Origin of the sequence: Pelomonas sp. Root405, from assembly GCF_001425165.1 — a bacterium.
Lineage (GTDB): Bacteria > Pseudomonadota > Gammaproteobacteria > Burkholderiales > Burkholderiaceae_C > Pelomonas.
The window spans coordinates 65736-85705 of sequence record NZ_LMDU01000011.1; the positions used below are offsets into that span (position 1 = coordinate 65736).

19 protein-coding genes are annotated in these 19970 nt (G+C 69.8%); 10 read left to right on the top strand and 9 right to left on the bottom strand.

The features are described 5' to 3' along the window. Positions 1 to 42 precede the first annotated feature (42 nt). The 5 genes from ASC81_RS09880 to ASC81_RS09900 all read right to left on the bottom strand — a co-directional run bounded on the left by ASC81_RS09880 (position 43) and on the right by ASC81_RS09900 (position 4249). Entirely contained in the window at positions 43 to 708 is a 666-nt protein-coding gene (locus tag ASC81_RS09880; RefSeq protein WP_056265947.1) for an SDR family oxidoreductase, read from the bottom strand. Beyond that, complete coding sequence (locus tag ASC81_RS09885; protein WP_056265950.1) at positions 705 to 1334, bottom strand: LysE family translocator; 630 nt, start codon at positions 1332 to 1334, stop codon at positions 705 to 707. Before ASC81_RS09885 ends, ASC81_RS09880 begins: the two co-directional genes overlap by 4 nt. Positions 1335 to 1337: 3 nt before the next feature. Continuing rightward, complete coding sequence (locus ASC81_RS09890) at positions 1338 to 2516, bottom strand: acetyl-CoA C-acyltransferase (protein WP_056265952.1); 1179 nt, start codon at positions 2514 to 2516, stop codon at positions 1338 to 1340. A 46-nt stretch (positions 2517 to 2562) separates the two neighbouring features. Then, the gene (locus tag ASC81_RS09895) at positions 2563 to 3333 is read right to left on the bottom strand and encodes a hypothetical protein (protein WP_156391973.1); all 771 of its coding nucleotides are present in this window, start codon (positions 3331 to 3333) and stop codon (positions 2563 to 2565) included. A 67-nt stretch (positions 3334 to 3400) separates the two neighbouring features. After that, the gene (locus ASC81_RS09900; RefSeq protein ID WP_056265958.1) at positions 3401 to 4249 is read right to left on the bottom strand and encodes a helix-turn-helix domain-containing protein; all 849 of its coding nucleotides are present in this window, start codon (positions 4247 to 4249) and stop codon (positions 3401 to 3403) included. Between the two features lie 60 nt (positions 4250 to 4309). Here ASC81_RS09900 and ASC81_RS09905 point away from each other — a divergent pair, with 60 nt between their 5' ends. Together ASC81_RS09905 and ASC81_RS09910 are read left to right on the top strand one after the other, a co-directional pair. After that, the gene (locus ASC81_RS09905) at positions 4310 to 5665 is read left to right on the top strand and encodes a cytochrome P450 (protein ID WP_235533619.1); all 1356 of its coding nucleotides are present in this window, start codon (positions 4310 to 4312) and stop codon (positions 5663 to 5665) included. After that, positions 5662 to 6048, top strand: coding sequence for a hypothetical protein (locus ASC81_RS09910; protein ID WP_056265961.1), 387 nt, complete (start codon positions 5662 to 5664; stop codon positions 6046 to 6048). Before ASC81_RS09905 ends, ASC81_RS09910 begins: the two co-directional genes overlap by 4 nt. Positions 6049 to 6071: 23 nt before the next feature. Here ASC81_RS09910 and ASC81_RS09915 read toward each other — a convergent pair whose 3' ends face one another. Beyond that, on the bottom strand, positions 6072 to 6317 hold the full coding sequence (locus ASC81_RS09915; RefSeq protein ID WP_056265963.1) for a DUF3297 family protein: 246 nt from the start codon (positions 6315 to 6317) through the stop codon (positions 6072 to 6074). Positions 6318 to 6402: 85 nt separating this feature from the next. Here ASC81_RS09915 and ASC81_RS09920 point away from each other — a divergent pair, with 85 nt between their 5' ends. The 4 genes from ASC81_RS09920 (at position 6403) to ASC81_RS09930 (ending at position 10032) form a co-directional block, all read left to right on the top strand. Next, positions 6403 to 6858 (top strand): ECF-type sigma factor, encoded by a 456-nt coding sequence (locus tag ASC81_RS09920; protein ID WP_056265965.1) that lies wholly within the window; start codon positions 6403 to 6405, stop codon positions 6856 to 6858. Further along, the gene (locus ASC81_RS28080; RefSeq protein WP_200946775.1) at positions 6818 to 6937 is read left to right on the top strand and encodes an ECF-type sigma factor; all 120 of its coding nucleotides are present in this window, start codon (positions 6818 to 6820) and stop codon (positions 6935 to 6937) included. The genes ASC81_RS09920 and ASC81_RS28080 overlap by 41 nt, the downstream gene beginning before the upstream one ends. A 220-nt stretch (positions 6938 to 7157) precedes the next feature. Next, positions 7158 to 9716: a serine/threonine-protein kinase gene (locus ASC81_RS09925; protein ID WP_056265967.1), complete on the top strand. Its 2559-nt coding sequence runs from the start codon at positions 7158 to 7160 to the stop codon at positions 9714 to 9716. Between the two features lie 10 nt (positions 9717 to 9726). Then, positions 9727 to 10032, top strand: coding sequence for a hypothetical protein (locus ASC81_RS09930; RefSeq protein ID WP_056265969.1), 306 nt, complete (start codon positions 9727 to 9729; stop codon positions 10030 to 10032). A gap of 105 nt (positions 10033 to 10137) precedes the next feature. On the opposite strand, the gene ASC81_RS09935 is transcribed toward ASC81_RS09930, so the two are convergent. Beyond that, positions 10138 to 13308, bottom strand: a complete 3171-nt coding sequence (locus ASC81_RS09935; RefSeq protein WP_056265971.1) for a TonB-dependent receptor — start codon at positions 13306 to 13308, stop codon at positions 10138 to 10140. A gap of 292 nt (positions 13309 to 13600) precedes the next feature. On the opposite strand from ASC81_RS09935, the gene ASC81_RS09940 reads away from it, so the two are divergent. From ASC81_RS09940 to ASC81_RS09955, 4 genes are all read left to right on the top strand, one after another. Then, the gene (locus ASC81_RS09940) at positions 13601 to 14281 is read left to right on the top strand and encodes a GntR family transcriptional regulator (protein WP_056265974.1); all 681 of its coding nucleotides are present in this window, start codon (positions 13601 to 13603) and stop codon (positions 14279 to 14281) included. 83 nt (positions 14282 to 14364) lie between these two features. After that, positions 14365 to 15534: a fumarylacetoacetate hydrolase family protein gene (locus ASC81_RS09945; protein ID WP_056265977.1), complete on the top strand. Its 1170-nt coding sequence runs from the start codon at positions 14365 to 14367 to the stop codon at positions 15532 to 15534. Continuing rightward, positions 15531 to 17282, top strand: coding sequence for an IlvD/Edd family dehydratase (locus tag ASC81_RS09950; protein WP_056265981.1), 1752 nt, complete (start codon positions 15531 to 15533; stop codon positions 17280 to 17282). Before ASC81_RS09945 ends, ASC81_RS09950 begins: the two co-directional genes overlap by 4 nt. Before the next feature lie 122 nt (positions 17283 to 17404). Beyond that, a complete protein-coding gene (locus ASC81_RS09955) occupies positions 17405 to 18148 on the top strand; it encodes a hypothetical protein (RefSeq protein ID WP_156391976.1) in 744 nt (247 codons plus the stop codon). Between the two features lie 7 nt (positions 18149 to 18155). Here the strand turns inward: ASC81_RS09955 and ASC81_RS09960 are convergent, their stop codons facing one another. Then, complete coding sequence (locus ASC81_RS09960) at positions 18156 to 19118, bottom strand: SMP-30/gluconolactonase/LRE family protein (protein WP_056265986.1); 963 nt, start codon at positions 19116 to 19118, stop codon at positions 18156 to 18158. Next, positions 19115 to 19945, bottom strand: a complete 831-nt coding sequence (locus ASC81_RS09965; RefSeq protein WP_056265989.1) for an NAD(P)-dependent oxidoreductase — start codon at positions 19943 to 19945, stop codon at positions 19115 to 19117. The genes ASC81_RS09960 and ASC81_RS09965 overlap by 4 nt, the downstream gene beginning before the upstream one ends. Between the last annotated feature and the right edge of the window lie 25 nt (positions 19946 to 19970).

Below are 19970 nucleotides of genomic sequence, written 5' to 3' on the forward strand. Positions count from 1 at the left end.
TGCCAGGACTGTGACGTTAGCGCAGCTGCATGACCCTTCGTGTCACCAATTCAGGCGCTGTCCGTCGTAGTTAAAGAAACTACCTGTGTCAGCCGGCTTGACGCTGGCCAGGACGGTGCGCATGCCGGCGATGCTGGTTGCGGCGTCGATGTCGGCGCCCGAACCGCCCATGTCGGTGCGCACCCAGCCGGGGTGGAAGCTGATGACCGTCGCCTTGCCGGCCAGGGTCAAGGCCGTGTCCTTCATGACCGAGTTGACCGCCGCCTTGGAGGCGCGGTACAGCCAGCCCGCCGTGCCGGCACGCATGCCGATGGAGCCCATCTTGGACGAGATGATGGCCAGCCGCGCGCCCGGCGCCAGCGCGTCGACGAGCTGCGGCAGCAGGCGCATGGGGCCGAGCACATTGGTGTGCATGACGGCATCGAAGTCGGTCTGCGTGGGCGTCTCCAGCCCGCTGGTGCCGGGGCCGTAGACGCCGGCGTTGATGACGACGACGTCAAAGCGTTCGCCGTCGATCTGCCAGGCCAGGCCAGACACGCTGGCGGCGTCGGCCACGTCGAGCTTCAGCACGCGGGCGCCGTGTTCGCGCAGGCGGTCCAGCGCCGCATCGTCGCGGGCGGTGGCGGTAATGCAGGCACCGGCCGCGCGGTACTGGCGGACGAATTCGAAACCCAGGCCGCGCGAGGCACCGATGATCAGGACATTCATGGCTTGGACAGGGCGAGTTTGGCGGCCAGCAGCGTGAAGAGCCCGGCCCCACCGAGGTTGAGGCTGCGTCCCACCCAGGGCCGCGGCCTGGCACGGCGCAGCGGCGCGACGAGGGCAATCAGCACCAGCATGAACAGCAAACCCTGCACGATGAACCAGCCGCCCAGGAACAGAAAAGCCAGCGTCTTGTCGGGCGCGGCGGGATCGATGAACTGCGGCAGCAGCGCCAGGAAGAACAGCGCCACCTTGGGGTTGAGCGCATTCGTGAAGAAGCCCTGGCGCGCGGTGCGCCAGAGCGAAGACGGCGCCGTCACCTCGGCCGGCGACGACGCAGGCCGCAGCCCGGCCCGCGCCATGCCCCAGGCGACGTAGATCAGGTAGACGGCGCCCACGAGCTTGACGACCGTGAAGGCCCCGGCCGACGTCGCCAGCAGCGCCGCCAGGCCGAAAGCGGCGGCAAAAGTGTGCAGGACGCAGCCGGCCATGATGCCCACTGCCGCCGCCACGCCCTGGCGCCAGCCGCCGCGCAGCGTGCTGGCCACCGCATAGGCCATGTCGACGCCGGGCGTCGCGTTGAGCACCAAGACGGTGGCGGCAAACAGAGCCAGATCGTGGGTTCCAAGCACGGCTTAGAGCATTTCAACGGCCAGCGCCGTCGCTTCACCACCGCCGATGCACAGCGCCGCCATGCCCTTCTTCAGGCCACGCGTCTTCAGCGCGCCCAGCAGCGTGACGACGATGCGCGCGCCGCTGGCGCCGATGGGGTGGCCCAGCGCAACCGCGCCGCCATTCACGTTGACGATGTCGTGCGGCAGCTTGAACTCGGCCATGGCGGCCATCGTGACGGCGGCAAAGGCTTCGTTGACTTCCCACAGGTCCACATCCGCCGCCTGCCAGCCGGCCTTGGCCAGCGCCTTCTGGATGGCGCCGACCGGGGCGGTCGTGAACCAGTCGGGCGCCTGCGCATGCACCGAGTGGCTGACGATGCGCGCCACCGGCGTGAGGCCGCGCGCCTTGGCCGTGCTCTCGCGCATCAGCACCAGGGCCGCGGCGCCGTCAGAGATGCTGGACGACGTGGCCGCCGTGATGGCGCCGTCCTTCTTGAAGGCAGGCTTGAGCGACGGGATCTTGTCGAGCTTGGCCTTGAAGGGCTGCTCGTCGTACTTGACCACCGTGTCGCCCTTGGGGGAGCTGATCGTCACCGGCGCCATCTCCCAGTCGAAGGCGCCGCTCTCGTTGGCGGCCTTGGCGCGCTGGGTGGACGTGATGGCGTACTGGTCCATGGCCTCGCGGCTGAAGCTGTACTTGGACACGCACTGCTCGGCGAACACGCCCATGGCCTTGCCGCGCTCGTAGGCGTCTTCCAGGCCGTCGATGGCCATGTGGTCGTAGACGGCGGAGGCGCCGTACTTGATGCCCTTGCGCGCGAACATCAGATGCGGCGCGTTGGTCATGCTCTCCATGCCGCCCGCCACGACGACCTCGGCCGAACCGGCCGCCAGCATGTCGTGGCCGAACATCATGGCGCGCATGCCGGAGCCGCACATCTTGCTGAGCGTCACGGCGCCGGCCGAGTCGGGCAGGCCGGCCTTGCGCATCGCCTGGCGGGCGGGCGCCTGGCCCTGCCCGGCCATCAGGCAGTTGCCCATCAGCACTTCATCAACGGCGTCTCCGGGGATGCCGGCGCGCTCGACGGCGGCCTTGATGGCGACGGCGCCCAGCTCCCAGCCGGCCAGGCCGGCGAAATCACCCAGCAGGCCGCCGATGGGGGTGCGGGCGGCGGAAACGATGACGATTGCATCGGACATGTCAGGACTCCGTTGGTAGACGAAACCGGAATTGTGGCGCGAGGGCTCAACGCAGTGTCGAGGGCGGCACGATGCCGCAGTCGACCGGGCGGACATCCGGCTCCAGGCGTCGCACCGCACGGCAGAACTCGTTCCAGAAGCTGCGTGTCCACGCCGGGTGGCGCTGGGCGAATGCGGGCGCGGCCGGCATGAAATAAGCCATGCGCGCCACCGGGGGCGACCATTCCTGCAGACCGGCCCGCTGCCCAGGCGTCAGCGATTCGCGCGTGGTCAGCAGCAGGTCGAAGCGCTCGGCCAGCAGCATGGCGACCTCGCCATCGCGCGCCCCCACCGCCTCGACACGCCAGCCGCGCTCGCGGGCCAGCGCATCCTGCACCGATCCGCCGATGGCGCCGACGCGCCAGCGCTCGTCCAGGCGCCGCCCGTCCCAGCCGGGGTCCACCCGCGTGCCGGGGCGGCCATACAAGGCCAGGTGCCCGAACACAGGCGCCCAGGCGACGTCAGGCCGGGCCTGCGCGTCGAGCGGGAAGCTCAGCACCTTCAACCGGGCAGGCGTGACGCCGTAGAGCAGCGCGAAATCAATGCCGCCCTGCGACAGCGAGGCACTGAGGCGGCGGCTGGGCAGGCGCAGCAACTCGCCCTTGCAGCCCAGGCGCTTGAGGGCGTCGCGCACGGCGTCGACCTCCCAGCCGGGCGGGTCCGCAAAGCGCTGACCATGTCCCATCAGGCCCGGCGGCGTGGCGCCGTCGTTGAAGCCGATGCGCAGCGGCTCGGGGCAGGCCGGGTCGGCGGCGGCGATGGCGCAAGCGCCCGCCAACAACAGTCCTGATCCCAGCCCGCGCCACATCGGCGAAGTTTAGGGGCCAGCCGTCATTGATCAGCGCTCAACGCCACAAGCGATAGGCCCAGAACGCCTCCTCGACCAGCATGCGACGGCGCAGCTCCTCCGGGCTGAAGCCGGTCAGCCGGCGCGTCTCGCGGCAAAGGTGGCTCTGGTCGGCGTAGTCGGTCTCGGCAGCGATGTCGGCCCAGTTGACGCCGGTGCCCGCGTCCGCCGCGGCCACCGCGTAGAAGGCGTTCTCAGCGCGGGATACCGCGCGCAGCTCGCGCATCGGCAGGCCCGCCCAGGCCTTGATGCGGCGCTCCAGCTGGCGCAGGCTGCGGCCCGCCGCGCTGGTGGCGGCGCGCACGGCAAGCGCCTCGGTCCAGACGGCGTAGCGGTGGCCCGGCCGCTGGGTGCCCAGCGCCTGCCAGCGCGGCACCAGGAAGTCTTCCAGCAGTTGCAGCCGCGTCGCGTCGTCGACAGCGGCCGACATTGCCGCCGCCCAGCCCAGCCAGTCGGCCGGCAGCACGTCGCGCGCGTCCACGACCTGGTTGACGAGCCGGTCCAGTGCAACACCGGTCAGTGCAGTGAAGGCGTCAGGCAGCAGCAGCAGCTTGAAGGCCCACATCTCGCCGGGGTTGCGCGTGTGCGTCGGCAGCGTGAAGGGCCCGCCGAACAGCACCGGCGCATGGCGGCGCTCGGGCGGCGGTGTCGAAAAGCCGGGCGTGGCCAGCCATTCGCTGTGGCCCTCGGCCCACCAGAACAGCATGACCAGCGGGGTGGCCGGGAAGTAGTTCTCGCGCTGCATCTCGTCGAGCTGGCGGCCCCGCGTGTCGCGCATCATCACGGCACGCACGCAGCCTGCAAGCACCAGCGGCGGCAGCCAGAGGCGGGTGCGCTCATCGATCATGCAAGCCAGTGTCGCATTCGTTCAAGACCCATCCGGCCACTCGAGCGCAGCATGTCGGACATGACGACACTGACCTGGAACGACCTCCCCGGCCACCCCACGCGATGGTGGGGACTGCCCGTGCTGGCCGCGATGCGGCGCGACTATCTGGCTGTCATTTCGGCGCAGCGGCCGCTGGGCGACCTGGTGCGCCAGCAGATCCTCGGCGAGCGCAGCGTCGATGTCTTCGACCCCGAACTGCTGCGTGCCGCCATGGTGGACCACGCCGACGCGCTGATCCGCTGGCAGCGCGGGCCCGAGGTGTTTGCGCAGCTGATGGGCCAGTCGGTGCTGGTGACCGAGGGCGCCACCTGGCAACGCCAGCGCCGCATGCTGATGCAGGCCTTCACGCCCAGGCGCGTGGCGGGCTACGCGGCGCTGATGACCGAGGCGGCGACGGCCGCGCTGGCCGAAGTGCGGGACGGCGAGGTGGCGATGGACACGCTGTTCAGCCACCTGACGATGGACGTCATCTCGCGCACGCTGTTCAGCACGCCCATCGGCGCTGACACGGCCGCGGCGGCCGACGCCGTGCAGGTGCTCAGCGAGGCCGCTCTGGCCGAGATGTTCTGGCCCGTCACCCTGCCCGACTGGCTGCCCCTGCCCGGCAAGGCCGCCAAGCGCCGCGCATCACGGCTGATGCACGGCCTGCTGCGCGGGCATGTCGACGCGCGCCGGGCATCCGGCGACACCCAGCCCGACCTGCTCGGCATGCTGATCGCCCTGCGCGATGAAGCCACCGGCGAGGCGCTGTCGCCGGACGAGGTTTATGACCAATGCATGGTCAGCTTCCAGGCCGGCCACGAGACCAGCGCAACCGCCCTGCTGTGGTGGAGCTGGCTGCTGGCCGCCCACCCGCACGCACAGACGCAGGCGCGCGCCGAGGTCGGCGCGGTGCTGGCCGGCCGCGTGCCGACGGCCGACGACGCCAGCGCCCTGCCATTTCTCTCCGCCACGCTGAAGGAGGCGATGCGGCTGTATCCACCGGTGGCCGCCGTCATGACGCGGCGGCTGACGCGCGAGATCACGGTGGGCGGCGTGCGCCTGCCGGCGCGCACTCTCGTGCGCGTGACGCCCTGGCTGCTGCACCGCGACCCGCGCTGGTGGCCCGATGAGCCGCTGGCCTTCAAGCCCGCGCGCTTCATGGGCGACGCCGCGCATGCCATCCCGCGCGGCGCCTACATCCCCTTCGGCCTTGGCCCGCGCGTGTGCCTGGGCCAGCATTTCGCCGTGCTGGAGATGACGCTGATCGCGGCGCTGCTGCTGCAGCGCTTCGAGCTGGCGCCGACCGTCAACGCGGCGCCCAAACCGCGCATGGCCGTCACGCTGCGGCCTGACGGTGGCTTGAAACTCAAGCTGACGCGGAGGTCCGCATGAACGCCTGGCTCGTCGCCGCCGCAGCCCTGGTTTTTCTCACCGGCCTTGTGCATTCCTGGATGGGCGAGGTGAGGATCTTTCGGCACCTCCGCCGGGGTGGCATCGTGCCGACCTGCGGCGAACCGGCGCTGCGCGACTACCAGACGCGCATCGTTTGGGCGAGTTGGCACCTTGTGACGATCGGGGGCTGGGCGCAGGCAGCGTTGCTGATGTGGCTTGCACAGCCCGTCAATCGAGCGGCATCAGCCGGGCTGATCGAGGCGATCCTGGCCGCCGCGCTCGCAGCAGGCGCCGGCCTGGTGCTGTGGAGCAATCGCGGGCGCCACCTCGGCTGGGTCGCGCTGCTCCTGGCAGCAGCGTTCGTGCTGATGTCATCCCGCTGAGGCGGCAGGGCCGCTGTGCGAGGTCAGCGGTAGAAGGCCTCGACCGTGCCCTTGAGCTTGATGCACAACGGCCGGCCCTTGCGGTCCAGCGTCTTGCCGGCGGGCACCTTGACCCAGCCTTCGCTGATGCAGTATTCCTCGACGTCGTGGCGGTCCTTGCCGTTGAAGCGGATGCCGATGTCGTGCTCGAAGACGGCGGCGACATGGTGGGGGCTGCGCGGGTCGACGCTGAGGTGGTCGGGCAGTTCGGGGCGGGTAGCTTCGGACATGATGATCGAGGGCGGTGAACCGGGGCCGGCATTGTCAGGGAAGCTGGGGGTTCCGCCGTGACGCGCTTGGCGCCAGCATGCACCCATGACCGAGATCACCCAGCTGCTGACGGCCCTGGCCGGCGGCGACGCCGAGGCCCGCGACCGCCTCTACAGGCTGCTCTACCCCGAGCTCAAGCGCCTGGCGCGCAGCCACCTGGCCGGCCACGCGCCGATGACGCTGGAGCCGGCGGCGCTGATCCATGAGGTCTGGTTGAAGAGCAACGGGCGTGAAGCCGCGCTGCACCGCGCGCAGTTCTTCGCCCACGCGAGCAAGGTGATGCGCAGCGTCATCGTCGACCATGTGCGCGAGCGCCACGCCGACAAGCGCGGCGGCGGCGCGCAGGTGACCTTGTCCACCACCGCGCTGGAGCAGTTGGCGCCGCCCGATGTGCTCAAGCTCGACGACGTGTTGCAGACGCTGGCGCGCGCCGACGGCCCGCGCCCACCAGGTGGTGGAGATGCGCTTCTTCGGCGGGCTGGAGCTGGAGGAGATCGCTGAAGTGCTGGGCGTGTCGGTGCCGACGATCAAGCGTGACTGGCGCAAGGCGCGCGCGTTCTTGTTCGACGCGTTGACATGAGGCCCCTCGTCCGGTCTCGCCCTGCCGAACGCGGGCAAGCCCAGCCGGTCTTGCAGACCGCGCAGCCGACGGAGCGGCTGCTCTTCGGCAGGCACGACAAGTCCACAGGACTTGCCGTGTCCGGCCTCAGCCCCCAGGGGGACGGCGATGCTCGCGGCGTCGAGCCGCGAGCACATCGCCCGACGGGCCGGCTTGGGAGCGGCCCGGCGCTCGGCCCGAAATGAATACCGCCGACCGGGCCGGCGCCCTGGCCGCCTTCGATGACTGGCAGGACGCCACGCCCGCCGAACGCGAGGCCTTGCTGGCCGAGCTGCCGCCGGCGCAGCGCGAGCGGCTGGAGGCCCTCATCGAAGCCGACCGCGCGGCGGAAGCCGGCGGCTTCATGGACGCGCCCGCCCAGCTGCCGGACATCCCCGAGTTGGCTGGTCAGGTCCTGGGCGCCTGGACGCTGATCGCACCGCTGGGCAGCGGCGGCATGGGCGAGGTCTGGCGCGCCCGTCGCAGCGACGGCGCCCACCAGGGCGAGGCGGCCATCAAGCTGCTGCACAGCCCCTGGCGCGGCGAGTCGGCACAGGCACGCTTTCGCCGCGAGGGCGAGCTGCTGGCGCGGCTGAGCCACCCCAACATCGCGCAGCTGCTGGACATCGGCGAGGCGCTGATCGGCGCCGCGCGCACGCGCTACCTCGTGCTGGAGCTGGTGGAGGGCGAGCGCATCGACAGCTGGTGCAGCACGCGTCATCTGGTGGCGGCCGCGCGGCTGGCCCTCTTCCTGCAGGTCTGCGACGCCGTGGCGCATGCGCATGCCAAGCTGGTCGTACACCGAGACCTCAAGCCCGGCAACATCCTCGTGACGGGCACCGGTCAGGTGAAGCTGCTGGACTTCGGCGTGGCCAAGCTGCTGGCCGACGACACGGGGCCGGAATTGACGATGCAGGCTGCGGCCGGCCTGACGCCCGAGTACGCCGCGCCCGAGCAGCTGCGCGGCGAGCCGGTCAGCACGGCCACCGACGTGTTTGCGCTGGGCCGCCTGCTCTGCCTGCTGTTGACCGGCCAGCGCGAGCTTGGCCCAGCCTTGCGGGGCGAGCTGGGGCTGATCGTCGCCCGGGCGCTGAAGGACAGGCCCGATGAGCGCTATGCCGGGGCCAGTGCGCTGGCCGACGACGTGCGCCGCTATCTGGCCCATCAGCCCATCAGTGCCAGGCCCGACTCGCTGGCCTACCGCGGCGCCAAGTTCGCGCGGCGCTACCGGCTGCAGCTTGCGGCCCTCGGCCTGGTGCTGGCCAGCCTGCTCGCGGGCATGGCGGCCACCGCCTGGCAATGGCGCGAGGCCGCGCGCGAGGCCGAGCGCACGCGCCGTGTGCAAAGCGTGTTGACGGAGCTGCTCGGCGGGCTCAGCCCGGATGCATCGGGCAGCGCGACCGTGCCGATGATCGAGTTGCTTCGGCGCAGCTGGGCAGAGGCCAAGCGGCGGCTGGGCGATGACCCGGCGCTGCTGGCGGAAGTGGCGCGCCCGCTGGGGTTGCTGCTGGTGCAGAACGGCGACGTGGCGCAGGCCGGCGAGGCGCTGCAGATCAGCCGCGCGCAAGCCTTGCGGCAAGGCCGCAATGACACACCGGAGCAGCGGGAGGTGGCCTTCGAGCTGGCCACCGTGCTGCAACGGCAGGGCAATGCAGCGCAAGCCCAGGCCTTGCTGCGTGGCCTGGTGGCATCGCAGATCGACGAGGTCGCGCTGTTCGCACGGGCCGGCCTGGGCGAGATGGCGCTGGAAGCGGGCCAGCTTGCGGAGGCCCGCACGCAGCTCATGCAGGCCGCCAATGCCGCGCTGGCGCGCCATTCCGCGCAGCACCGCAGCTACATCAAGTCCGCCGACCTGTTGGCCGCCGTGGCGCGTGCCGAAGGCCGGTGGGACGAGGCCCGCCAGTGGTTTGCGGCGGTCGCTGCAGCCACCGGGTCGGCGCGCCCCGTCGACGCGGCGCTGGCCCGGCTGTCGATGGCGACGCTGGAAGTGGAGCTGGGCTGCTATGCCCAGGCCGTGCCACTGCTGAGCGAAGCGGTGGGCGAACTGGCACGCGTTCTCGGCCCCGGTCACACGCAGACCCTCTACGCCCGCGCCTGGTGGGCCACCGCCTTGTTCGACCATGGCCAGCCCGAGGCCGCATTGGCCCAAGCCCGGCGGGCCCTGGCGGACGCGCACGAGGCGGTCGATGCGGACATGCGCCCGCTGCTCGGCCTGACGCTGGCGCGGCTGGAGCTTCGTTCGGGCCGGCTCGCGCAGGCCGAACCCCGCCTGCGCGACGCTTGGGCGCATTTCTCGCCGTCAGAAGGCTCGACGCTGGCCTGGCGCGCGCAGGTGTTCCTGGGCGAGGTCGAACTGCGCCGCGGCCGGCCGCAGCCGGCACTGGCCTGGCTCGGCGCGGCCCAGGCCAGCGGTGCCGCCGGCCCGGCAGACCGCTGGCTGGGATTGGCCCTGCTGGGCATCGCGCATCTCGACCTGGGCGCGGCAGACCTCGGCCTGAAGGCCTTGGCGGAGGCCGAAGTGGCGGCGGACCAGGGGCTGCCGCCCGGTCACCCGGATGGTGTGCGGACACAGGCCCTGGCCGCCGTGGCCGCGTGGGTGGCCGACCCGGCGTCCAAGCCCCGAGCCCAGGCCGCGCTGGCGCGCTACGGGCAGGCGCTGGACACTCGCGCGGATGCGGCGCAGGTCCGCGCCGAACTGCGTTCGCTGGCTTCTTCTGCGCGCCCGCCCCGGGCGGCTCTTCCTGCGCTGCTGCGCTATTGAAAGGACTCCCATGCGCCGATTCACCGCGTTTCCGCTGAGCTTGCTGCTCTGCGTCGGCACGGCCGCCCTGGCCGCAGACACCACCCCACAATCCGCCGGCACGGGTGGGAACAAGGTCATCAAGGCGCCCCCCGCCGCGAGCGCCACGAACACGGGCAGCGCCGGCACGGGCGCCGTGCCGAAGGCCGGCGGCAGCGGCGGCGGTGTCGGCAGCAACAAGGGCACCAGCGGCCAGCAGATCGGCCCGAAGAAGCCGCCCAAGTGCCCGGATCCCAACGAGACCGTCTGCCCGGTCGTCGCCGCGCCGGTCAAGTAGACCGTTGCCGCGCAACTAAAAAGATGAGGGTCTTCGTCTCGGCGACGAAGCCCTCATCGAACCACCCGCGGGCCACACCCGGACCGCCGGCGGAGACACACGGGGTCAGAAGCTGGCGCGCAGGCCGATCTGGTAGGTGCGGCCCGGCTCGTAGATCGCGTACGGCGCGTTGGCGAACTGGAAGTTGGTGCGCTGCGAGCTGCGGGTGACGTTGAAGACGTCAAAGGTCGCTTGCAGATCCCGCTTGGCGCCGAAGACCGGTCCGAGCAGTTCGCCGAGGTTCAGGCGTGACGTGAAGTCCACCTGGTCGTAGTCCTGCCCGAAGAACGCGGCAGCCGTGATGCCGTTCTGGCCGGCGCCGCTCGACTGCGATCCCTTGGTGAAGGTCTTGGTCACGCGGAAGCCGCCGAACCGGCCCTCGTAGTAGGCGGCGAGGTTGTAGGTGTAGGGCGGCACGCCGGTGGCCACATTGGCACCGGACTGCTTGACCTTGGTGTAGTTGGCGCTGACGCCGAAGCCCTTCAGATAGGACGTCAGCAAGTCCAGCGGCTGCTGCACGGTCAGCTCCAGGCCCTTGATCTGAAGCTCATCGGCCGTGTTCTGCGTCTGCGTCAGCGTGACGCCCAGCGCGTTGATCGCGGCCAGCTGGGCAGCGCCCGGCACTGCCGCCAGGTCGGCGGGCACCGGCAGGCCGGCGCGCGTGTAGAGACCGGCCTTCTGCGTGTCCGTCAGTCCGCCCTGGGTCCAGTTGACGCCGTAGGTGTTGAGGTCGGCGAAGGACACGTTCAGGGTGCGGTTGGCCGTGAAGCCCTGAATGCCCTTCTTGAACCAGGCCAGCGCGACATAGCCCTCGCGACCGGTGTACCACTCGATGCCGAGGTCCGTATTCTTGGACTCGTACGGCTGGAGGTCGGGGTTGGTGAGCTGGCCGTTCTGCGCCGCCGGGTCGGTGAAGCTGAGCGCCAGCGCGCGCAGCTGCGTGGGGTCGGCACGCGTGATGGTCTTGGACAACGATGCGCGGGCCAGCACGTTCGGGCGGAGGCTGTAGACCAGGCTGCCCGACGGCAGGAAGTTGCTGTAGGTCGTTGTCGTCAGGCTCTCCACGACGCGTGCAGGGAATCGGCCGCCGTCGGCCAGGTTCTGCGCGGCGTTGCGCGGATCAGCCGGCTGGGTGAGCGAGGCGAAGGTCTGCTCGGTCGTCGCGTAGCGTGCGCCGGCGTTGTAGCGCAGCGTGTTGCCGAGCACGGTCGCTTCGCCATTGACCTCGGTGAAGATCGAAGACACCTTCTCCTGGAAGAAGCCGGGCGCGACGTTGTTGTTGGAATTGGCGGTGCCGAAGGTGGCCGCGTCGCGGGCGGTCTGATAGCCGGAGTCCTTCGCGAAGCGCGCCCAGTCCAGCGTGACGAAGCCGTTCGATGTCGGCTTCAGGTAGCCCGGAATGGCCGAGTTGGGAATCGTCGAGCCCAGGAACTGCAGCGACGCAGGCGATGCGCCCGCCGTGAAGCCCGTGCCATAGCCGGGGTAGGTGCCGGCCGCGGGGCCCGCCGCGCCAGCGCCGTTGCAGGGCCCCGGATTGACGGTGTTGGGACCAGGCAGGAACACGTTGACGTTGCGGCGGCAGGCGATGTTCTCCCAATAGCCGCTGTTGTCGAGCGTGTTGATGCGGCGCGAGACGGTGTCGTGCGCACCGCCGAACTTGACTTCGAAGAGGTCGGCATCGATGTCGATGCTGCCGCGCAGGCCGGACGTGCGGATGGCGCGGAGTTCGTCCTGCTGGTTCAGGCGGCCACCGTTCCAGCCGAAGGCGCTGGGCGTGTTGAGCAGGTTGGCGTTGCCGTCAGGGCTGATGGCCGTGAGCTTGGGCACGCCCCTGGTGTTGTCGTACTCGGTCGTCAGTCCCGAGCCGAGGACCGTCTGGAGCAGCACCGTGGGCGACTGGCGCTGGAAGTCGCTGCGGGTCTTGTTGGCCTGCACGTCCACGCTGATCGCATCGGTGATTTTCAGGTTGATGCCGGGGTTGACGCTGTGGAAGGTGGTCTCTTCCGTGTAGGGCCGGTACTCCAGGAAGTACTGCGCGTTGGCGAACGTACCCTTGGTGACGACGCAGCCATTGGCGCAGTCGCTGCGGTCCACGGTCATGTTGACGGGGATGGCCGAGCCGTTGCGGCCCACCCAGTTGATGTCCACGCGCTCGAACTGGTTCTTCTTCTTGCCGTAGATGGTGTCGACGAACATCTTCACCGAGCTGTTCGGCCGTGCCTCCAGCGACAGGATGGCGTTCTGGCGGTCACGGCTGCCCTCGGAGACCATGGCCCGGCCCAGCCGAGGAATGATGGCGTTGTCGAGCTGCTGCGTCGTCAGGCCGGGGTTACGGGCCAGCAGGTAGGCCTCGTCGATGGTGGCACCGGCGGTCAGCCCGTTGCCGGCGTTGGCCGGCACGGTGCCGGGGATGGTCCAGTTGCCGCCGCCGGTGCTGTTGCGTGCCGAACCGAGGCTGGCGCCCTGGGTGGCCGACAGGTTGGCATTGGTCCAGCCGATGGACTCGAAGCCGGTGGTCTTGACCTTGTTGGTCGACCAGGCCACGCCGGCCAGCACGCCGAAGGTGTTGTCCCAGGTGTTGCTGACCAGCAGTGAGCCGCGGTTGCCGTACTTGTCGGCTTGCTCGTTCTTGGTACCGGTCAGCGTGAAGGCCGTGCGGAAGCCCTTGCGGTCGAACGGGCGGGCGCTGCGCATGTCGACGATGCCGGCCGCGCCGCCTTCCAGCAGCGAGGCCGTCGGGCTCTTGATGACGCTGACGCGGCTGAACAGTTCGCCGGGCAGGAAGTCCATGTCGACTTCACGGTTGGCGCTGCCGGTGTCGGTGCGGCCCGTGGAGGCGGAAGCGACGGGCGCGCCGTTGAGCAGGATGCGGGTGAAATTGGTGCCCAGGCCGCGGATCTGGATCTGCAGGCCTTCACCGGTGATCTCGCGCGTCATCGTCACGCCGGGGATGCGCGAGATGGATTCGGCGATGTTGCTGTCGGGGAACTTGCCCATGTCCTCGGCGCTGATCGAGTCGGTGAAGCCGATGGCGTTCTTCTTGGCATTGACCGAGCTTTCCAGCGAGGCGCGGATGCCGGTCACGACGACGGTATCGAGCTTCTGTTGGTCCGCCGTGGGCGCCGTGGGCGCCGCGGTCTGCGCATAGGCCTGGGCGATCAGGCCCGCCAACAGGGTCGTGCCGACGGCCAGGCGCTGAGAGGCGCGGCGCGTCGGTCGCATGAAGGATTTGCTCATGGGGTCTCCGTATGGTTCTGTGATCCGGCGTTGAACCGGTAGGCAAAGCAGTGCACTCCCACAAAAATGGTAGCGCGCACATTTTGAATTTACGGCCGGAGCAACCCCTCGTCAACGAGGGTGTGTACTAATGTATTAGTGGCTGATCGAAATCAAAGTGAGCTGGGTATTGCCAGTTGCCCGCTGTTTCGATAGCGCTCTCAGACATCACTTGCCGGCGTTGACACCCATGCCCGTGCCGGGGGCGTTGCGGCCAAGATGACAATGCCGCGGCTACGACCTTCGACCCGAGATGAACTTCACGCTAGATCCCACCCGCCATGCGGCGCCGCAGGTTGTCGAAGCGCTGCGTGCCGCCATCATTTCGCTGGAGTTGGCGCCCGGCAGCTCGCTCGACCGTGCTGAGCTGGCGCAGCGGTTCGGGGTCAGCCAGACGCCCGTGCGTGACGCCCTGATCCGGCTTGCCGAGGAAGGGCTGGTCCTGATCCGGGCGCAGTACACGACGCAGGTCACCCGGATCGACGTGCCGGCCGCCCGCGAAGCGCATTTCCTGCGCCGCTCCATCGAGATCGAGATCGCCCGCCTGCTCGCCCTGTCGCATGACCGCGTGGTGATCGACGAGCTGCGCGGCCAGCTGTCACGCCAGGAGGAGCTGGCTGCGAAGAAGGATTTCCTCGGCTTCATCGCGGCGGACAAGGAATTCCACCGGCTGATGTATGTGGCAGCCGGGCTGCCGCGGCTCTGGTCGGTGGTCGTGCGCATGTCGGGCCATGTCGACCGCCTGCGCCTGCTGCACATCCCCACGGTGGGCAAGACCGAGTCGATCATGGGTGCGCACCAGGCCATCCTTGACGCCATCGAGGCGCGTGACATCGAGGCCGCGCAGCATGCGGTGCGAGACCACCTGTCAGGCACCCTGGCCTCGGTCGACGAGATCCAGCAGCGCTATCCCGAGTACCTGATCATTTCCTGAGCCGGCGCCCGGACACAGCGGGCTTTGGCTTGGCGGCACCGCAGGTAGCGCTCACAATTTGGGCTCGCACCTGCCGACCCGCCATGACCCCGACCCTCGACACCCTGCTCCCCGCGGACGCCGACCGCGCCCTTTTGCTTGGCCGCGTGTGGCGCCACGATATGGGCGGCCCCGCCCTGGTGACCGTGCGCGACGGTGCGCTGGTGGACCTTTCCGCCCATGCGCCCACCATGGCCGAGCTGCTCGACCACCGTGAACTGCGGCAGCTCGCCCGCCTCGCGCCGGGCGTGACGCTGGGCCCTGTCCAAGCGGTGCTGGCCAACGAGCTGCGGGCGCGGCCCGACCCCGCGCTGCCCCGGCTGCTGGCCCCCTGCGATCTGCAGGCGGTCAAGGCCTGCGGCGTGACCTTTGCGGTCAGCCTGCTGGAGCGCGTCATCGAGGCCCAGGCCGGCGGCGACGCGGCGCGCGCCCGCGCGCTGCGCGCGCAGCTGAATGAGACGCTGGGCGGCGACCTGTCCAGCATCCGGCCCGGTTCGGCGGCGGCGCAGCGCCTGAAAGAAGACTTTGTCGCACGCGGCGCCTGGTCGCCCTATCTGGAAGTCGGCCTCGGCCCGGATGCCGAAGTCTTCACCAAGGCCCAGCCGATGTCCTCGGTCGGCTTTGGCGCGGCGGTCGGGCTGCACCCGGACTCGCAATGGAACAACCCGGAGCCCGAGGTCGTGCTGGCCGTCAACGGCCGCGCCGAGGTGGTCGGCGCGACGCTGGGCAACGACGTCAACCTGCGCGACATCGAGGGCCGCAGCGCCCTGCTGCTCGGCAAGGCCAAGGACAACAACGGCGCCTGCGCCATCGGTCCCTTCATCCGCCTGTTCGACGAACACTTCACGCTCGACACCGTGCGCGTCGCCGAGGTCAGCCTGTGCATCGAAGGCGCTGACGACGGCTTCCTGCTGGAGGGCGTCAGCCGCATGCAGGAGATCAGCCGCGACCCGCTCGAACTGGTGGGCCATGCCTGCGGCCCGCATCACCAATACCCGGACGGCTTCATGCTCTTCCTCGGCACGATGTTCTCGCCCATCCAGGACCGCGGTGCGGCGGGCGCCGGCTTCACACACCGGCTTGGCGACCGCGTGACCATTGCCAGCCCGTCCCTCGGCACCCTCGTCAACACCGTGCAGCGCAGCGACGCGATACCACCGTGGACCTATGGCGTCGGCGCGTTGATGAAGCACCTGCGGAGCCGCGCGCGATGAAGCGCCTGCGTTCACAGGACTGGTTCGACAACCCGGACCATGTCGACATGACGGCGCTCTATCTGGAGCGCTTCATGAACTATGGCCTCACCGCGCAGGAGCTGCGCTCGGGCCGGCCCATCATCGGCATCGCGCAGAGCGGCAGCGACCTGAGCCCCTGCAACCGCATCCATCTTGAGCTGGCCCGGCGTGTGCGCGACGGCATCCGCGACGCCGGTGGCATCGCGATGGAGTTCCCGCTGCATCCCATCTTCGAGAACTGCCGCCGCCCGACTGCGGCGCTGGACCGCAACCTGGCCTACCTGGGCCTTGTCGAGATCCTGCACGGCTACCCGCTCGATGCCGTGGTGCTGACGACCGGCTGCGACAAGACGACGCCGGCCCAGGTGATGGCGGCATCCACCGTCGACATCCCGGCCATCGTGCTGTCCGGCGGGCCGATGCTGGACGGCTGGTTCGAGGGCCAGCTCGTCGGCTCGGGCGCCGCCATCTGGGCCGGCCGGCGGCGCCTGGCGGCCGGCGAGATCGACGAGCAGACCTTCATCGACATCGCCGCCGCATCGGCGCCGTCCGCCGGTCACTGCAACACCATGGGCACGGCCTCGACGATGAATGCGCTGGCCGAGGCGCTCGGCCTGTCGCTGACCGGCTGCTCCGCCATCCCCGCGCCCTACCGCGAGCGCGGGCAGATGGCTTACGAGACCGGCAAACGCATCGTCGACATGGCGCGCGAGGACCTGCGGCCATCGCACATCCTGAGCCGCGAGGCCTTCCTCGACGCCATCGTCGTCAACGCGGCCATCGGCGGCTCGACCAATGCCCAGCCGCACCTGATGGCGATGGCCCGGCATGCCGGCGTGGCGCTGACGGCGGCGGACTGGGCCGAGGTCGGCCAGCGCGTGCCGCTGCTGCTGAACATGCAGCCGGCCGGGCAATTCCTCGGCGAGCGTTTCCACCGCGCCGGCGGCGTGCCGGCCGTCATGTGGGAGCTGCAGCGCGCCGGCCTGCTGCGCACCGCGCGGCCGACGGTGACGGGGCGGACCATGACCGACAACCTCCAGGGTCGCCAGACGCAGGACCGAGAAATCGTCTTCACCGTCGATGCGCCGCTGAAGCCCGAGGCCGGCTTTGTCGTGCTGAGCGGCAACCTGTTCGACTTCGCCATCCTGAAGGCCAGCGTCATCTCGCCGGCCTTTCGCGAGCGCTACTTGAAGGACGGCGCCTTCGAGGCGCGCGCCATCGTCTTCGACGGCGCGGACGACTATCACGCCCGCATCAACGACCCGGCCCTCAACATCGACGAAGGCTGCATCCTCGTCATGCGCGGCGCCGGCCCGGTGGGCTGGCCCGGCTCGGCCGAGGTGGTCAACATGCAGCCACCCGACGCGCTGATCCGCCGCGGCGTCATGAGCCTGCCGACGCTGGGCGACGGCCGCCAGTCGGGCACGTCGGACAGCCCGTCCATCGTGCACGCCTCGCCCGAAAGCGCGGTGGGCGGCGGCCTGGCCTGGCTGCGCACGGGCGATGTCATCCGCATCGACCTTGGCGCCGGGCGCTGCGATGTGCTGCTCAGCGACGAGGCGCTGGCCGGCCGCCGCGCCGAGTCACCGCCCGCCGTGCCGGCCAGCCAGACACCGTGGCAGGCCATCTACCGCTCGACGGTCGGCCAGTTGTCCACCGGCGCCTGCCTGGAACTCGCCGTGCCGTATCGCGGTCTCGTGGACACGCCACCCCGTCACAACCATTAGCCAGCCGATCTCGTCGAGCGCCCGAACGCGCTCGTCGCCACCGGGCAGGTTTCGTCGCACGCCACTGACGCTGGCCGCCATAACTCCTAGATTTCACGGCTTTCAACGCACGTGGAATGCTCATGAACAAGATGCATGGCGACAGGTCGCGACGGTTCATGCTCGGCATGCTGGCTCTCGCCGCGGCAGTACCGCCGCCGGCGCTGGCAGCGGCCCGCAACGAGGTCTTCGTCATCTCGACGCTGTACGCCCGGCACAAGCACGTCCCGGCCTATGACCTTGCCGCGTTGCGGCGCGTGATCGACGGCGTCAAGCCCGATGTACTCGTGCTGGATGTGACGCCGACCGAGCTGCGCACCCGCAAGGTCTGGCCCGGCAAGGTGGAGTACATCGACGTCATCTTTCCCTACCTCGACGCCACCGGCATCCTCGCCTACGCATCCGAGCCGGACGAGGCACTGTTCAAGCAGCTCACCGGGTCGGTGGGCCAGACCTACAAGGACTTCAACGAACGAAACCCGGCGGGCGCCAAGGCGCTGGAGACCCTGAAGCAGTCCATTTACCAGGCCCTCGCCACGCAGTGGACGTCAGCGGCGGACGTGAACAGCGAGAAGACCGACCGCCTCGTGGCCGCGCTGCGCGAGATCGAGGAAGGCCTGGTCGGCGAGAACGTCACGCGCGTGCAGCAGCAGTGGGACGAGCACCACGCACAGCGGCTGCGCGAGGCGGTGCGCGCCCACCCGGGCAAGCGCGTGCTGATGCTGGTGGGCATAGAAAGCCGCTACCGCGTGCTGCAGCAGCTCAAGGCGGCAGGCGCCATCGAGCCCGTGGAATCGGAGGCGTGGCTTCGGCGGGTGGGCCTGTGATGGCGCGTCAGGCGACCGCGCCGCGCGTGTTCACGTACAGCGCATACAGCGAATGCGTGCTCGCCATGAAAAGCCGGTTGCCCTTGGCGCCGCCAAAGCACAGGTTGGCGCAGCGCTCGGGCAGGTGGATGTGCGCCAGCGCCTTGCCCGTGGCGTCGTAGACCTTCACGCCATCGAGCCGCGCGGCATCGGCCTGCATGCTGCCGTCACTGCCGAAACCGCACCAGAGGTTGCCCTGCACGTCGATGGCCATGCCGTCGAAGGCGCCCGGGCCGCCGGCGTCGATGAAGAGGCGCTTGTTGCCCAGCGACGCGCCGTCCACGTCATAGGCCCAGATGCAGCGATGCGGCTTGGCGCGGCTCTCGATGACGTAGAGGGTCTTGCCATCGGGGCTGAAGGCCAGGCCATTGGGGCCGTTCAGGTCGTCGAGCTGCAGGCGCAGTTCGCCCGTCGCGCCGTCGATGCGGTAGACGCCCTGGGCCAGCTCGGGCTCGGCCTTCTCGCCCTCGAAGTCGCTCAGGATCCCGAACAGCGGGTCCGTGAACCAGAGGCTGCCATCGGCATGGCAGGTGATGTCGTTGGGCGAGTTCAGCCGCTTGCCCGCATAACGGTCCGCCAGCACGGTGACGCGGCCGTCGTACTCGGTGCGCGTGATGCGGCGCGTCAGGTGCTCGCAGCTGACCAGGCGGCCTTGCCGGTCGCGCACATGACCGTTGGCGTTGTTGCTCGGGTTGCGGAACTCGCTGACGGCGCCGGTCGTTTCGTCCCAGCGCAGGATGCGGTTGTTCGGGATGTCGGAAATCAGCAGGTAGCGGCCGTCGCCGAACCACACCGGCCCCTCGGCCCAGGCCAGGCCGGTGGCAAGCTGCTCGACACCGGCAGGAAAGAGGCGCAGCGGCAGAAAGGCCTCGTCCAGCACCTCGATGGCCGGGTCGGGCCGGCGCGGGTTGGGGGCGAAAGCGATCTTCATTCCTGGGGCGCCTTCTCGAACGGGCCGAGGATGACGAAGCCGCCGCCCTGGCAGCGCACCTCGGGGCGGCTGGGGTCCACATGGGGCTGGGCCGCCTCGACCTCGGCGCGCCAGGGTTCGGAGCTGTCCTCGGGCTTGAAGCCGATGTGGTTGGACTTGCTGTTGTCCCACCAGGTCGATCGGTTGTCGCTCATGCCGTAGAGGACGCTGTGGCCGACGACCGGCGCGCTGAGCGCAGCGACGATGAGGCGCTCCAGGTCATCGAAGCTCAGCCAGCTTGACAGCATGCGGCGGTCGGTCGGCACCGGCCAGCTGGAGCCGATGCGCAGGGAGACCGTCTCCAGGCCGTAGCGGTCGAAGTAGAACTGCGCCAGGTTCTCGCCAAAGGCCTTGGACAGGCCGTAGTAGCTGTCCGGGCGCGGCGCCGCCTGCGGTGTGATCGTCTCGCCCTGGCTGTAGAAGCCGGTCACGTGGTTGGAGCTGGCGAAGACGATGCGCTTGACGGCGCGCTGGCGCGCTGCCTCGTAGACGTTGTAGGCGCCCACGATGTTGGCCGGCAGCACGACGTCGAAGGGCTTCTCGATGGACACGCCGCCGAAGTGCAGCACGGCGTCCACGTTCTTCAACAGCGACTGCATGGCGGCCAGGTCTTCGAGCGGCGCCTGCACGACCTCCTCGCCCTCGCCGGCGGGGTCCATGGCCGCGAGGTCTGACAGACGCAGCACGTCGCAGTAGTGCTTCATGCGCGGCCGCAGCACGCGGCCCAGGTTGCCGGCGGCGCCGGTCAGCAGCAGGCGCTTGAAGCGCGGGGCGGAGAGTGGGGTCATGCAAAAGCGGCCCGCACGGGGCCCG

What these genes read in the sequence shown, in the direction of transcription:
- ASC81_RS09965 (WP_056265989.1), bottom strand. Translation starts at nt 19,945, where the DNA reads ATGACCCCACTCTCCGCCCCGCGCTTCAAGCGCCTGCTGCTGACCGGC.
- ASC81_RS09945 (WP_056265977.1), top strand. Translation starts at nt 14,365, where the DNA reads ATGACCCCGACCCTCGACACCCTGCTCCCCGCGGACGCCGACCGCGCC.
- ASC81_RS09900 (WP_056265958.1), bottom strand. Translation starts at nt 4,249, where the DNA reads ATGATCGATGAGCGCACCCGCCTCTGGCTGCCGCCGCTGGTGCTTGCA.
- ASC81_RS09950 (WP_056265981.1), top strand. Translation starts at nt 15,531, where the DNA reads ATGAAGCGCCTGCGTTCACAGGACTGGTTCGACAACCCGGACCATGTC.
- ASC81_RS09925 (WP_056265967.1), top strand. Translation starts at nt 7,158, where the DNA reads ATGAATACCGCCGACCGGGCCGGCGCCCTGGCCGCCTTCGATGACTGG.
- ASC81_RS09890 (WP_056265952.1), bottom strand. Translation starts at nt 2,516, where the DNA reads ATGTCCGATGCAATCGTCATCGTTTCCGCCGCCCGCACCCCCATCGGC.
- ASC81_RS09935 (WP_056265971.1), bottom strand. Translation starts at nt 13,308, where the DNA reads ATGAGCAAATCCTTCATGCGACCGACGCGCCGCGCCTCTCAGCGCCTG.
- ASC81_RS09930 (WP_056265969.1), top strand. Translation starts at nt 9,727, where the DNA reads ATGCGCCGATTCACCGCGTTTCCGCTGAGCTTGCTGCTCTGCGTCGGC.
- ASC81_RS09920 (WP_056265965.1), top strand. Translation starts at nt 6,403, where the DNA reads ATGACCGAGATCACCCAGCTGCTGACGGCCCTGGCCGGCGGCGACGCC.
- ASC81_RS28080 (WP_200946775.1), top strand. Translation starts at nt 6,818, where the DNA reads ATGCGCTTCTTCGGCGGGCTGGAGCTGGAGGAGATCGCTGAAGTGCTG.
- ASC81_RS09880 (WP_056265947.1), bottom strand. Translation starts at nt 708, where the DNA reads ATGAATGTCCTGATCATCGGTGCCTCGCGCGGCCTGGGTTTCGAATTC.
- ASC81_RS09915 (WP_056265963.1), bottom strand. Translation starts at nt 6,317, where the DNA reads ATGTCCGAAGCTACCCGCCCCGAACTGCCCGACCACCTCAGCGTCGAC.
- ASC81_RS09960 (WP_056265986.1), bottom strand. Translation starts at nt 19,118, where the DNA reads ATGAAGATCGCTTTCGCCCCCAACCCGCGCCGGCCCGACCCGGCCATC.
- ASC81_RS09910 (WP_056265961.1), top strand. Translation starts at nt 5,662, where the DNA reads ATGAACGCCTGGCTCGTCGCCGCCGCAGCCCTGGTTTTTCTCACCGGC.
- ASC81_RS09955 (WP_156391976.1), top strand. Translation starts at nt 17,405, where the DNA reads ATGAACAAGATGCATGGCGACAGGTCGCGACGGTTCATGCTCGGCATG.
- ASC81_RS09905 (WP_235533619.1), top strand. Translation starts at nt 4,310, where the DNA reads ATGACGACACTGACCTGGAACGACCTCCCCGGCCACCCCACGCGATGG.
- ASC81_RS09940 (WP_056265974.1), top strand. Translation starts at nt 13,601, where the DNA reads ATGAACTTCACGCTAGATCCCACCCGCCATGCGGCGCCGCAGGTTGTC.